A 14,571-nucleotide genomic window follows, 5' to 3' on the forward strand; every position below is an offset into this window, starting at 1 on the left:
AAACGAATAAATGCTAACCGGAAATATAGGAGGGAATTGATGTGAGAAATCAGTATGTCCTTAATCAAGTAGGAGTTGAAAAGAAGAATGAGGTGAAAACATTCTTTGATCGGCTTTCGATTGACCCTGCACTTCAGGAGAGTGAAACTTGCAAATCTGACGAGCATCTGGCAGACTGGTTGTCGTTGGTTCGCTATCCGATTCATCAGGAAATCTCTTATCATCAGGGTATTTACGAAGATAAAACGTATCGCCCACTAACCGATCAGCCTGTGAAGAGCGTTAACGTTGCATTGCTGATTGATATGGTATTCGAGAAAATGGGCGTTCAAGCCAATGTCAATGATCTCATGAACCATATCAACAATGGAGGAACGCTGGAAGGATTCATGACAGAGCAAGATAAACATTCTTCATGAAAATGGGAATTGCAACCATTTTCGCAACTATGGGTGGTTTACAAAGTTTTCATGAGGCAGTATAATGAGCGCAGGAGTTATTCAAAACGAATAACATTGTGAATGGAAATCCAGTCACCAAGTGATTGACTTTCTATCACCGGCACAATTTCATACGCATTATGAAAATGAATGTGAAAAGCAACTTTTGCAGCTTTCAAACAGTCATAATATACAGAACGGCAATCTCTCTTGATCAGCAATGAAGTGAAAGCCGTTATTTTCTATTTTGAACATGTTACAATTTTGTAATTTTAAAATGAATTTTTGTAACTATATTCATCACAGCGCTTGAGAGGAGAATGGCTACCCACCCTGACGGACCACGGCGATAACGGGCACATGTTTATAAACGTCCGATTTCAAAAGTTATTGGAGGAGAAATAGTGGAGATTAAACAGTACTTTAACATCATAAAGAAACGCCTCTGGCTGGTGCTGCTGATCGTATTCGTCATCACTGCTGCTACTGCGGTGTATGCGTTCATGACGAATACGCCCAAGTATACGGCGACCGCTAAGCTGGTTGTGAACAGTACATCCAGTTCGGCAGACGGCATAGCCAATCAGCTGGATTTGGGAGCGATCAACTCCAACATCCAATTGATTAAGACGTATCAAGAAATCATCAAAACACCGGCTATTATGAATAAAGTGGTAAAAGAACATCCGGAACTTGGATTGAATGCCACGCAGCTTATCAATATGGTCAGTGTAAGCTCGGTTAACGAAACGCAAGTGATGTCGCTGACCGTTACCGATGGTTCCTATGAGCGTGCAGCACAGACGGTTAATGCGATCGCAACTGTGTTCCAGCGTGAAGTTCCACAGATTATGAAGCTGGACAATATCAACGTACTGGATGAAGCAGATCCATCCGCAGGCGGCGTACCGATCGGCAACAGCCCGATTCTGTTCGTTCTGATTGCACTGGTTCTGTCAATCGTCATCGGTATTGCAGTTGCATTTGTACTGGAATACATGGACGATTCCATCAAAACGGAAGAAGATATCCGCGATGTACTCGGACTTCCCGTTCTTGGTGTGATTGCCAAAATGAATGAAGAAGACCTGACAGCCAAAGAACATCTGCCAGCGAAGCCTTTTGTAGGAGGTGGGGAACGTGCCAACCACACTTAAATGGCCATTGATTACGAAACAGAATCCCAAGTCACTGATCGCAGAATCTTACAAAGGTCTGCGTACCAATATAGATTTTTCCCGATTGGATGCCAAGGTGAAAAGTATTCTCGTCACTTCGGCGGCACTCGGTGAAGGCAAGAGCACAACGGTAGCCAATCTCGCTATCGCTTATGCAGAAACCGGTCGTAATGTACTGATCGTCGATGGTGATCTGCGCAACCCGGCAATGCACAACATCTTCAACCTGTCGAATGACAAGGGATTGTCCAATGTACTGTTTAATACGGCAGATCTGGAGAAGAACATCCAATCCAGTCGTACGATGAACCTCAGCGTGCTGACATCTGGCCCAGTTCCACCGAATCCATCCGAGATTCTTGGTTCGCACCAGATGGAAGCTCTCATGAATGAAGTGAAATCGCAGTACGATCTGGTCATTCTCGATACGCCGCCAACCTTGCCATTTACCGACGCGCAAGTAGCTACTGCATTGTGTGACGGTGTGGTGCTGGTGATCAAGTCCGGTGGCGAAAGCCGCAAGGATATTAGCAAAGCAGTAACGAGTCTGGAATTTGTCGGTGCCCGCTTACTCGGCGCCGTACTGAATCAGGCAAGTCGCAAAACATTATCTGCTGCTTATCACGAATAACGTCTCATCTGTACTGTGCCAGCATGGACAGTAGGAACAGGATCGCGTTACTTTCAGCCGTGAACCGGCCTTACCGGATTTCAAAGTTGATCAAACCGATCTGAAAACCATTGTATGAATGAGTACATGAACTACATTTTATAACTTTGCTTAACATATCTTCTTTGCCGCTAAGGCCAAGCTTGGGGTAATGCCTCCTGCACCCATATCACTGGAGACACTCGGTCATGCCGTGGGCTGCAAGGGGCAGCCTTAGACGTTCATCGTCAAAGGTATGGTGATGAGGACGGGTTGAATGCCCGGTACCTGCTATTTGCCGGTACGTACCCGGGTGCGTCTGAAACCATACGTTATATCCATATATAGTAAAGGAGAGAGTATAACGCGTTGTTTCAGGCGTCCCGCGTATGGATCGGAAGGTAGTGCAGTCTTCATAACAAGGGGTTATGGAGAACGTCATTGCCTACATAATTTGCAACTTGGTCATCATGAATGCAAACCAAAACAAAGGATAGGGTGTGATCTTGTGAAGAAGGTTCGTAAAGCCATCATCCCTGCTGCAGGACTTGGAACACGCTTCCTGCCTGCAACCAAGGCGATGCCGAAAGAAATGCTTCCCATCGTGGACAAACCGACGATTCAGTACATTGTTGAAGAAGCGATTGCTTCCGGTATTGAAGACATTATCATCGTAACTGGTAAAGGCAAACGCGCCATCGAAGATCATTTTGACAATGCCTTTGAACTGGAAACGACATTGCTGGAAAAAGGAAAGCTGGATCTACTGGATGAAGTACAGAAGTCATCCAAAGTGGATATTCACTATATCCGTCAAAAAGAAGCCAAAGGACTGGGACATGCAGTATGGTGCGCACGCAACTTTATCGGGGATGAGCCGTTCGCGGTTCTGCTGGGCGATGATATCGTCGAATCCGATACACCATGCACACGTCAGTTGATTGAACAATATGAAGTAACGGAGAAATCGGTGATCGGCGTACAAACCGTACCGGAAGATCACACGCACCGTTACGGCATTATCGATCCGATCGAACAATTTGGACGATTGCATGAAGTGCGCCAGTTCGTTGAGAAACCAGCTCCGGGCACAGCGCCATCTAATCTGGCGATCATGGGTCGTTATGTACTAACACCGGAAATCTTTGAATTCCTGGGCGAGCAACAAGTTGGCGCCGGCGGCGAGATTCAGCTGACCGATGCGATTCAACGGTTGAACGAATTGCAACAGGTATTCGCATATGACTTCCAAGGTACACGTTTTGATGTTGGTGAGAAACTCGGCTTTATTCAGACAACGATTGAGTTTGCTTTAAAGAATGAAGATCTTAAAGCACCGCTGCTGTCTTCTCTCAAAGCCGTATTGGAGAGAGAATCACAGGAGGATGTGCTGATAGCAAGAGGTGAGGGATAATGACTCCAAGACATGGGAGTGAAGCGGAAGCTTTAGCAAGCTATAGCGAGTTCTATGCGAGACATGTAGGCAGCATGACCACCAAACTCCGGTTTTATATGCTGATGAAACGGACCCTCGATATTATTTGCTCACTGCTGGGGTTAATCGTACTATTACCACTCTTTATTGTACTTGGCATTCTGATTAAACTGGAAGACCCGAAAGGGAAAGTATTCTTCTACCAGACACGAACTGGCAAGGATGAACAGCCGTTCCGAATGTACAAATTCAGATCCATGGTTTCGGATGCAGAGGAGAGGTTAAAAGAACTGCTCGCGCAAAACGAAATTGAGGGTGCCATGTTCAAAATGAAAAACGACCCGCGGATTACGCGAGTCGGACGTTTTATCAGAAAAACAAGTATTGATGAATTGCCGCAGCTGTGGAATGTGCTGCGTGGTGATATGAGTCTAGTTGGACCTCGTCCGCCATTGCCGCGTGAAGTGGAAGAATACAGTCCACGCGACAAGCTGAGACTGAGCGTAACACCGGGGTGCACCGGGTTATGGCAGGTCAGCGGACGAAACGAGTTAAGCTTTGATGAGATGGTTGATCTCGATTTACATTATATCAAAAAACGAGGGATCATTTTCGATTTATTTATTCTCGTTAAAACGGTCAAGGTGCTGTTCGGTTCCAAAGACGCGTTTTAAGAGACGAATTTCAGAATTGATGAGGTGATTATTAATGAATAAAGACTCCAAAATTTACGTAGCAGGACATCGCGGTCTAGTTGGATCGGCGATCCTGCGCTCCCTTGAAAAGCAAGGCTATACGAACCTCATCTACCGCACTAGCTCCGAGCTGGACCTGCGGAATTTGAATGATGTCTATGCCTTCTTCAAAGAGGAAAAGATTGATTATGTATTCCTGGCTGCCGCTAAGGTAGGCGGTATTGCGGCTAACAACGATTTCCCGGCAGACTTCATTCGCGATAATCTGATGATTCAAACGAATGTGATCGACGCTGCTCACTTTAACGGTGTACAGAAATTGCTGTTCCTCGGCTCTACGTGCATCTATCCGAAGTTTGCACCGCAGCCGCTCAAAGAGGAATATCTGCTGACTGGCGAACTGGAACCAACCAATGAGCCATACGCTATCGCCAAAATCGCTGGTATCAAAATGTGCGAATCGTACAATCGCCAGTATGGATCGAAGTTTATCTCCGCTATGCCAACGAATATGTACGGGCCAAACGATAACTTTGACCTGAAAACATCGCACGTACTGCCAGCACTAGTACGCAAAATCCATGAAGCGAAGGAAAGCAACTCACCAACGGTGGAAATCTGGGGAACCGGTACACCGAAACGTGAATTCCTGCATTCCGACGATCTGGCGGATGCTTGCGTGTTCCTGATGAACAACTACGAAGGCAACGAGATTGTGAACGTAGGTGTAGGTGAAGATATCGCTATCAAAGATTTGGCGCATCTGATCCAAAACATCGTCGGCTACGAGGGTGAACTGGTGTTCAATTCTTCCGTACCGGATGGCACACCACGTAAACTCGTTGATACGACCAAAATCAACGGTCTCGGTTGGAAAGCCAGCATTCCACTGGAAGAAGGCGTTCGTGCCGTTTATGAAGATTACCGCAACAGCTTGGCTGTTCAATCATAACTTATAAAAAAACATATTGGTGGAGGGAATTAACTTATGAAAAGCGCATTGATCACGGGTGTAACGGGACAAGACGGATCTTACTTGGCAGAGCTTCTGCTGGAAAAAGGATATAAAGTATACGGCGTACGCCGCAGAACAAGCACACCAAACTACGAAAACGTAGAGCATATCAAAGACCAAATCGAATGGATCTCTGCTGATCTCGGTGACCTTGCTTCCCTGATCGAAGCGGTTCGCGTGTCGGATCCAGACGAAGTATACAACCTGGCAGCTCAATCATTCGTTGCAGCTTCTTGGCCACAACCAATTGCTACTGGTCAAATGACAGCAATGGGCGTAACGAACATGCTGGAAGCGGTACGTCTGGTAAAACCAGAAGCACGCTTCTATCAAGCATCCAGCAGTGAGATGTTTGGTAAAGTTCAAGCGATTCCGCAAGTGGAAACAACGCCATTTTATCCGCGTAGCCCTTACGGCGTAGCAAAACTGTACGGTCACTGGATCACTGTAAACTATCGTGAAAGCTTCGATATGTTCGCTTGCTCCGGTATTCTGTTCAACCACGAATCCCCGCGTCGCGGTCTGGAATTCGTAACTCGCAAAGTTACTGACGGTGTAGCACAGATCAAACTGGGTCTGTCCAAAGAACTGCGTCTTGGTAATCTGGATGCACAGCGTGACTGGGGCTTTGCCGGTGACTATGTAAAAGCGATGTGGCTGATGCTGCAACAAGATACTCCAGACGATTATGTAATCTCTACTGGCGAGATGCACACGGTTGAAGAACTGGTACAAATCGCGTTCGACCATGTTGGTCTGAACTGGAGAGACTATGTCGTAATCGACGAGAAATTCGTTCGTCCGGCTGAAGTGGATCTGCTGCTCGGCGATTGCACCAAAGCTAAAGAACAACTGGGCTGGGAGCTGGAAGTCGGATTTGATCAACTGGTGAAAAACATGGTCGATGCTGACCTGAAGCGCCATTCTCTGAAACCGTCCGCTGTACCTGTCTACTAAGCTAAGTGAGATGATTATGAATGGCTAATACAGTTGCCAGATTGAAGAATAAATTTTCCATGAGCCCGGAAAAGCGCAAAATCTTCTTTAATAGTAACTGGCAGTTGATGGACAAATTCCTGCGACTCGGAATCAACCTCATCGTCAGTATCTGGATTGCGCGCTATCTCGGACCGGAACAGTTTGGACAGTATAACTTTGCGATCTCGTTCGTCACGATCATAGCGGCCGTCGTGCCGCTCGGTCTGGCGAATATCATCGTGAAGGAGCTTGTTCAACACCCGGATAACAAAAACGAGATTCTGGGAACCGTATCTACACTTCGGATGCTCAGTGGTCTGATCGCTTTTGCGATTACGCTTGTACTGGCATTCATGATTCCCGGTCAGGACGCTATCGTCCGCTGGAGTATTGTTGTCATCGCGGCGAACATGCTGTTCCAACCGCTCGACGTTATTTCCCAGTGGTTCGATTCTACAGTGGAAGCCAAGTATGCAGTCTATGCCAAAGGCATTGCCTTTGCAATGACCTCAGTGATGAAGGTTGTACTAATCGTATTCCATTCCTCTCTGATCTGGTTTGCCGCATCGTATGCACTGGAATTGATTCTCGGATACGTGTTCTTGCTATTAACGCAGCGTAAACGGGTCTCAATTACGAAGTGGTCGTTCAACTGGAAGCTAGGCAAACGACTGACGAACAGCTCGTGGCCATTGATCGTCGCTGGTATCTCCACGATCATCTACCTGAAGATCGACCAGGTTATGCTGAGTTATATGATCAACGATACAGCGGTTGGTATTTATGCCGTCGCTGCAAGGCTGTCGGAAGTATGGTACGTCATTCCAACAGTCGTCGCTGCATCGTATTTTCCAAGCATGATCAAGAATAAGCAGCTCGGCCCGGATATCTATCATGCCGAATTGCAAAAGTTGTACAACATGCTGTTCTGGTTCGCGCTTGCCATCTGTATTTGCGTCACCTTGATGGCGAAGCCAGTGATCTCGATCCTGTATGGAAAAGAGTACCTGGAATCGATTAGCATCCTGGTTATCCATGTATGGGCGTGTCTGTTCATCTTCATGCGCGCCGCACTGAACAAATGGATCATCAGCGAAGGATTGTACCGCTTCGAACTGATTAGCCAGGTAATGGGCGCAGTGACCAAAATCCTCGTCAACCTGATCTTGATCCCAATGTTCGGCGGTGTTGGTGCAGCCGTTGGTACAGTGCTTGCCTTTATCGTATCCAGCTACGCGTTCACTTTCCTGTTCAAGGAAACCCGCGTATCCGGCGTGATGATGTCCAAAACACTTATCTCACCAATCACCACACCGATCTCGAAGCTAAAAACAAGCAAAGCCAAACTATCCACCAATCAGGAATAAGCAACCCAGTCATCAGGTTCCCCATCAAGGGGAACTGATGCTTTCCTGCTTCATTACTTGAAAATAAGCTTCGCATTTGCGAAAACGACTCATAAACAAAACATAGCACATCGTAATCTCATACGTACCCAGTCTTAAATATTTTTGAATGTGATGCAGTGATACTGCTTCCTATTCAAGTTCATTTGAGCAAAACAAATCAAGGAGGCGTAGGCATTGAAAAAAGTACTGTACGTTCATCACTCGGGTCATATGGGCGGTGCACCGCGTAGCCTGACCTACCTGATCAGCCATCTGGATAAGGAGAAATTCCAGGGCAATGTACTCACCATTCGCAACGGTCCTGCGGTCAAGCTGCTGGAATCCGGCGGATTGCCGGTTGAAGTTGCTAAGGGCATGTTCCCGTTTCACGGTTCTACCGTATCGGGTATGACACCAAAGCTGTTCATTCGCAATCTGATCGGCGCGCTACCGACTTATTTTCAGGCTAAAAAATACATTCACAAATACAAGCCAGACATTATCCATCTGAACAGCACCTGTCTGTTCCAAGTCGCACGAGCAGCCAAAAAAGTATCTCCCGATACAAAAGTTGTCTGCCATGTGCGTGAGCCACTGCTCAATTCCTTTGCGGGTAATATCCTCAAACGGATGAATCACAAGTATGTGGATGGCTACATCTCCATCGACCAATTCGATTCCGAGACGGTAGACAGCCAAGGACGCGAGCTGGATGTCGTGTACAACTTCGTTGATTTCAAATCGTACAATCCGCAAGTCAACGGCGCACCGGTTCGCCGGGAGCTGGGATTGGCGGACGACGATATCGTATTCCTGTATATCGGTCGTGTCGTATCTGGCAACGGAGTACTGGACATGGTTAATGCGTTCAACAAGATTGCCAAAGATCATCCAAAGTTCAAGTTGATCGTCGGCGGATTTTATTTTAATAAGAACAATGCGTATGAAGATAAAGTGATGGAAGCTTGCAAAGGCAACGACCAGATTCATCCGCTTGCTTTCCGCGACGATGTACCACAAATGATCGCTGCCAGCGATGTGATGATGTGTCCATTCGTGGAGCCGCATTTCTCGCGTAGCATTATCGAAGCCGCATCGATGAAGAAGCCGTCCATCGGCACCAACATCGGCGGACCGAATGAACTAATTTTGCAAGGGAAAACAGGCTATCTGTTTGAAGCTGGTCAATACGATGCTATGGCACAGTACATGGTGAAGATCGGAACCGATCGCGCTCTGCATGAGAAGCTGGGGCAACAAGCATTGGAATTCGCTGAAGAGAACTTTGACGCCAGAAAGAACACCAAGCGCACCTTTGAATTTTACAACCGATTCTTCGTTAGGGAGCCTGTATGATCACTTCTTTTATCAAAATCAAACGTAAAATTGCAAAAAAATGTTCAACTTGGGTGACCCGCCGGATGTTCAAGGAACAGCGGATCTCCTTCGGTCACAACCTGATCGCAGTCGGCGTACCGATTGTCGAGCAGGTAGCGGGCAGCAGCATCACCATCGGTCGCAACAGCATTCTCTGTTCGGACGATTACAGCAATCCGATCGGGCTGAATCATCGTACTGTGATCCGCACACTCTCCAGTGGCGCGGTGATCAAGATCGGTGACGACGTTGGCATTAGCGGCGCTAGCATCTGTGCGGCGTCCAGTGTGACGATCGGTAGTGAGGTGATGCTCGGCGTCAATGTACAAATCAGCGATACCGACTTTCACCCGATCAAGCCGGACGGACGACGCTTCAATAAGAATGTCGCCGATGTCGGCACGTCACCCACGATCATTGAAGACAATGTATGGGTCGGCGCCAACTCAATCGTGTTGAAAGGCGTAACGATTGGCAAAAATAGCATCATCGGAGCAGGCAGCATCGTCTCGGGTTCCATTCCGGCAAATTGTATTGCCGCCGGAGTGCCTGCCAAAGTGATCAAACGTCTGGATGTGAATAATTGATGATGTCAACTCCATCTACACTGTCCGATTCGTCGGACATTACGGTGAAAAGTAAGTTTTTAACCTTTGTGGCAGTGATGCTCATCGTTGTCACTTCCGGTTCGGTCCTGTTTGGCAAACAGTTTTACGCCGAGTGCATTATGGTGCTGTTCGCGATTGCGCTCGTCTTTTTCTTCCCGAAAAAGATTGAGCCGCGTCAGTTCCTGATTCTGATGGCGGTTATGATCGTGATTCTGTTCAATATGTTGATCTACCGTACGAACATCGGCGGCTATGCCGGGCTGATGCTCAAGATTATGGCGGTATTCATGGTCTTGAACCGGATCGATCTGCGGCAGGCAGCGAAAAGCTATCAATGGTTAATTACCGCACTGGCGATTCTCGGTATGCCGTTCTATCTGTTCGGTGTACTGGATGCCGCGCTCGTACGTGAAGTGTTCCCACCGACTGCGGTGTGGGGCGGCGCGTATCGGATCACTCCGTTTCATGTATACGGATTGTGGAATATGTCGCGTAATCAGGGAATTTTCTGGGAACCGGGTGCATATCAAGTATTTCTGAATCTAGGGATTCTACTCACCCTATTCTTGAATAAAAAAGTTCCCAAATGGCGGCTCATTATTCTGACTGCGACCCTACTGACGACGATGTCCACTTCCGGTTACATGATCTGTGGACTGATCTTTCTGGCGTATGTCATCCGCAACGGCAAGAGAGAGCAGATGGCACAAATGCTGCTATCGCTGCTGCTGTTCATCCCGCTCGTGTTCTTTATCGCTCAGAGTGGAGTCGTTACGGACAAATTTCAGGATGGCAACGCATCGTTCGACCGCCGCTCGCTCGATACTAGCTCGAATCTGGAGCTGATGGTCGAGAAGCCGCTATTCGGTTGGGGCTTCCAGAACAACGCGGTATTGATGGAGCGCTACGGTATTCCCGATTCGTCGAACTCGCTACTCACGTTCGGCTACCAATTCGGATTACCGCTGCTGCTGATCCTGATGATCTACTACTACTTTCAAATCTTGAGACCGGTCGGCGGCGTGTTCCAGGCACTTCTGATCTTTATCGGACTGCTGGTCGTGTTCTCAACAGAAAATATGCTATTCCAACCGTTATTCATTACGCTGATGTTCCTGGACACCAGCCGCATCCAAGCCGCCGTACAGGCAGAACGAGGTGAAATCCGTGGAAACGAAGTCAGTCGCATACGTGGCCCCTTACGTCAACAGCGAGTTACAGCTGAAAAGGGGATATAGTGCCAAGCATACAGCCGGTAACAAAAAGATCGATTGTATTCTAGAGGCATTGGAAGAGGGCGGACATCAGATAACGGTCATCTCGCCACTGCTGCTCAAGCGTAACACGCTGAAATGGTTCAGCCGTGATACGTACGAGATCGGCAAGCGCAGCAAGGCAGTCTATCCGGGCAACGTCGATCTCAAAGGATTCAGCCTGCTGGTTACATTATTCACTACGTTTTTCCAACTGATTCGCTGGAATCGGGAAAACAAAAAGCAGCCACGCGCAGTCGTCTTTTACAACTATCGACTGGAAACCGCATTGCCTGCGATTCTGTTCAAACTGCTGTTCCGCGTACCGCTGGTTGTGGAATACGAAGATGGCATCTACGCTGTCACCGAGACCAACCGTCATTACAAAAAAATCTCGGTCGCCGTTGAGAAATTCGCCAACAAGCTGCTCGACGGTGCGGTACTCGTTACATCCGTTCTGAAAAAACGAGTCAGCACCGACAACTACACCGTCGTGCGTGGCGGTACGGTTCATCCCGCTCGGCTCAAGCCGGTGCAGGAAGTCGATCTTGGCAGAGAGCGTCCATTTCGGATGGTCTACTCCGGTCGACTGGATTATGACCGTGGTATCGAGATTCTGCTGGATGCTCTGCCGCATGTGCATACCGGTCGTCCACTGGAGCTGCATATTACCGGCTACGGTCCAGTTGAAGATAAGCTGAAGCAGTTTATTCAAGATTTCCATCATACGCACATCAGTATCCAATTCCACGGCTTTCTAGATGACCGGGAATACGGCGAACTGATGGAAACCGCAGACCTGTTCATCAACACCCAACGCGAGAAGATTGCATTCAGCGAATGCTCCTTCCCATCCAAGGTGGTCGAATATATCAAATACGGCAAGCTGGTACTCACTTCCGGCGTGTCCGACATCAATGTCATCAATCAACAAATGTTTGTGACGTATGACAATGACGATCCACAGTCGCTCGCCGCAGGGTTGAACGAAATTCTAGATCATCCAGAGCGTTACAGCCTGTATCCGGTACGCGCGATGGAATGGCTCGTCAGCGACTGCGCTCACGAAGTCGTCGCAGGAAAGCTGGATCGCGTACTGAGTCAAGCGATTCACGGCAAACCGGGACAACCGGTATACTCGTCCGAATCGCCACAAGCGGAATAATTTCAATCAAGAGAGGAGAACGGACATGACACAAATCCGACTGGATCAATACTCGCAGGCAGAATACGATCGCGGCAAGCCGGGCTGGTACTGCCTGATCTGGTGGTTCGTCCAGGGAACGGTGTTCCGTTTCTCACTGCATAATATGTATGGCTGGCGGCGCTTCCTGCTCAAGCTGTTCGGAGCGAATATCGCACCCGGCGTCAGAGTACGAGCATCCGCCAAATTCACCTATCCATGGAAAGTCACCATCGGCGAACATTCCTGGATCGGTGATGACGTCGAATTTTACAGCCTGGACGAAATCATCGTCGGCAGCCAGTGCGTCGTTTCGCAAAATACGTACCTGTGCACTGGCAGCCACAAACTGAGCGACCCGACCTTCGGCTTGATCACCAAACCAATCGTCATCAAAGACGGAGCCTGGATCGCCAGCGACGTATTCGTCTACCCAGGCATCACCATACACGAACTCGCCGTTGCCGGCGCAAGAAGCACCATCACCAAAGACATCCCGCGCAACGAAGTTCACATCGGCTTCCCAGCAGCATTCCATAAACACCGCTTCCCAGAAGCCGAAACCCAATCTCCACCCGCCGTCCACATCGTGAAGTAAAGAAATTGCCCTTCACATCTGAACGGTATGAAACAGAACCAACATTTCCGGGACACCCCGGCTTAACGTAAAAGTAAAAAGCCTGAAAAAAATTACTTTTTAAATCAACCCAAGCTTGAACCAAGCAAAGTGTATTAGTGGTTCTCACAAACCCGACTTCATTGAACAAGCTAAAATCTTTTTAAAACTACTGCTCCCACATCTCTCCTGCTTTGAACAGTTGAGCGCGTCATGCGCTTGATTGCACAGAGCGGAGGCAAGGGAAATCGGTCAAAGGACGACCTTGGATCACGGGAATCTACAATTCATTCCTAATCCGTAGATTCCCGCGATCCACCGGAGGACGTGACCGATTCCCTTACCGGAGCGGACCTATGCAATCCCAGCACCCATGACTCGCAAAACCCTGTCAAAGAAAAGGAGGGATACCCACCCATGAATGGTAAGCCGAAAATCGTCTTTGTCATCAACTACTTTTATCCCGACTACGCTTCGACTGGACAACTGCTGACCGAACTGTGTCTGTACTTACAAAATGACTTTGACATCACCGTCATCGCCGAATGTCCACCAGGCTACGGCGGCGACAATGCAGGCAAAGGACGCGTCATCCGCGACCGACTGGAAAATATCGAAGTCGTACGCATTCGCTTGCCGGAGGTCGACAAGCAAAATAAACTGAGCCGGATCAAGTATATCTCCACCTACTTCTGGTTCGCGACCTACCAGCTGCTCAAGGAAAAGAACACCGACTTTATCTACACCATCTCCACCCCGCCAGTGCTAGGCGGTCTGATCGGAACGATCGGCAAACTCTTCAAACGCGCCAAGCACATTTATAACATTCAGGATTTCAATCCGGAGCAGGCGGAAGCGGTTGGCTACACAGATCGCAAATGGATTTTTAATATCGCTCGTGCCATCGACAACATCAACTGCTCCATGTCCGACCATGTTATCACCGTCGGCAAGGATATGCAGGAGACGCTGGATAAGCGCTTTGGTGGACGCAAGAAGATCGCCAATACAGTGATCAACAACTGGACGAACGAGCAAGAGATCGTGCCGGTGAGCAAGGATCACCCGCGCGTGGCGAAGTTCATCGCCGACAACGGCTGGCAGGACAAATTCGTCGTAATGTACTCCGGTAACCTCGGATTGTACTATGACCTCGAAAACCTGATCAGCGTAGTGCCGAAGCTCAAAGAATGCAAGGACATGGTGTTCGCCTTTATCGGTGAAGGCGCCATGAAGAAGAAAATGCAAGACTACGCCGAGCAGCATGGATTGATTGCTTCTGGTCAAGTCTGCTTCCTACCGTTCCAACCGAAAGAAGATTTGAAATATTCACTGAATGCCGCCGACGTCCATCTGGTCGTTAACCAGAAAGGCATCAAGGGCGTATCCGTACCAAGCAAAATCTACGGCGTCATGGCTGCTGGTAAACCGGTACTAGGCGTACTGGAAGAAGGCAGTGAAGCACATCGCCTGATCGTCGATAGTTACTGTGGACTCGTTGCCGAGCCGCAAAACTACGATGACGTTGCCGTTCATCTACGTACGATGTACGAGATGGATCGCGCCGAATTGCAGCAGGTTGGTCATAACGGACGCCAGTATCTGGAGAAGTATTTACGCCGCGATGTATCGCTGGAGAAATACCGCCAGCTGCTACTATCTATGGCTACACCGTCCTCTTCACCAAGCATGTTGCCTGAATCGCAATAACATTCAGCATCATCGCAAGGGCAAGCAGGACGTCAACGATATACAC

Annotated in this window: 14 protein-coding genes; all 14 read left to right on the top strand. The window is 48.3% G+C overall.

Annotation, left to right across the window (positions count from 1 at the left end):
- Positions 1-41 precede the first annotated feature (41 nt).
- The 14 genes from ACDE64_RS02250 (at position 42) to ACDE64_RS02315 (ending at position 14,525) form a co-directional block, all read left to right on the top strand.
- Positions 42-419 (top strand): hypothetical protein, encoded by a 378-nt coding sequence (locus ACDE64_RS02250; protein WP_411344944.1) that lies wholly within the window; start codon positions 42-44, stop codon positions 417-419.
- Between the two features lie 425 nt (positions 420-844).
- Positions 845-1,597: a YveK family protein gene (locus ACDE64_RS02255; RefSeq protein ID WP_411348880.1), complete on the top strand. Its 753-nt coding sequence runs from the start codon at positions 845-847 to the stop codon at positions 1,595-1,597.
- On the top strand, positions 1,581-2,249 hold the full coding sequence (locus tag ACDE64_RS02260) for a CpsD/CapB family tyrosine-protein kinase (protein ID WP_411348881.1): 669 nt from the start codon (positions 1,581-1,583) through the stop codon (positions 2,247-2,249). The genes ACDE64_RS02255 and ACDE64_RS02260 overlap by 17 nt, the downstream gene beginning before the upstream one ends.
- A 526-nt stretch (positions 2,250-2,775) precedes the next feature.
- On the top strand, positions 2,776-3,681 hold the full coding sequence (gene galU, locus ACDE64_RS02265; protein WP_411344947.1) for a UTP--glucose-1-phosphate uridylyltransferase GalU: 906 nt from the start codon (positions 2,776-2,778) through the stop codon (positions 3,679-3,681).
- Between the two features lie 74 nt (positions 3,682-3,755).
- Positions 3,756-4,376, top strand: coding sequence for a sugar transferase (locus tag ACDE64_RS02270; protein ID WP_411346670.1), 621 nt, complete (start codon positions 3,756-3,758; stop codon positions 4,374-4,376).
- 34 nt (positions 4,377-4,410) lie between these two features.
- Entirely contained in the window at positions 4,411-5,349 is a 939-nt protein-coding gene (locus tag ACDE64_RS02275) for a GDP-L-fucose synthase family protein (RefSeq protein WP_411344948.1), read from the top strand.
- 36 nt (positions 5,350-5,385) lie between these two features.
- Entirely contained in the window at positions 5,386-6,369 is a 984-nt protein-coding gene (gene gmd / locus ACDE64_RS02280) for a GDP-mannose 4,6-dehydratase (RefSeq protein WP_017812584.1), read from the top strand.
- Between the two features lie 20 nt (positions 6,370-6,389).
- Entirely contained in the window at positions 6,390-7,757 is a 1,368-nt protein-coding gene (locus tag ACDE64_RS02285; protein WP_411344949.1) for a flippase, read from the top strand.
- Positions 7,758-7,973: 216 nt separating this feature from the next.
- A complete protein-coding gene (locus ACDE64_RS02290; RefSeq protein WP_411348882.1) occupies positions 7,974-9,134 on the top strand; it encodes a glycosyltransferase family 4 protein in 1,161 nt (386 codons plus the stop codon).
- Complete coding sequence (locus tag ACDE64_RS02295; RefSeq protein WP_411344951.1) at positions 9,131-9,742, top strand: DapH/DapD/GlmU-related protein; 612 nt, start codon at positions 9,131-9,133, stop codon at positions 9,740-9,742. The genes ACDE64_RS02290 and ACDE64_RS02295 overlap by 4 nt, the downstream gene beginning before the upstream one ends.
- Positions 9,742-11,001, top strand: a complete 1,260-nt coding sequence (locus ACDE64_RS02300; protein WP_411346671.1) for an O-antigen ligase family protein — start codon at positions 9,742-9,744, stop codon at positions 10,999-11,001. The genes ACDE64_RS02295 and ACDE64_RS02300 overlap by 1 nt, the downstream gene beginning before the upstream one ends.
- Positions 10,931-12,181: a glycosyltransferase gene (locus ACDE64_RS02305; RefSeq protein ID WP_411348883.1), complete on the top strand. Its 1,251-nt coding sequence runs from the start codon at positions 10,931-10,933 to the stop codon at positions 12,179-12,181. Before ACDE64_RS02300 ends, ACDE64_RS02305 begins: the two co-directional genes overlap by 71 nt.
- A gap of 25 nt (positions 12,182-12,206) precedes the next feature.
- A complete protein-coding gene (locus ACDE64_RS02310; protein WP_411348884.1) occupies positions 12,207-12,797 on the top strand; it encodes a WcaF family extracellular polysaccharide biosynthesis acetyltransferase in 591 nt (196 codons plus the stop codon).
- Between the two features lie 435 nt (positions 12,798-13,232).
- Complete coding sequence (locus ACDE64_RS02315; RefSeq protein ID WP_411348885.1) at positions 13,233-14,525, top strand: glycosyltransferase family 4 protein; 1,293 nt, start codon at positions 13,233-13,235, stop codon at positions 14,523-14,525.
- The last annotated feature ends 46 nt before the right edge of the window (positions 14,526-14,571 follow it).

This window comes from Paenibacillus sp. WLX2291 (assembly GCF_046603665.1).
In the GTDB taxonomy this organism is placed as follows: Bacteria; Bacillota; Bacilli; order Paenibacillales; family Paenibacillaceae; genus Saccharibacillus.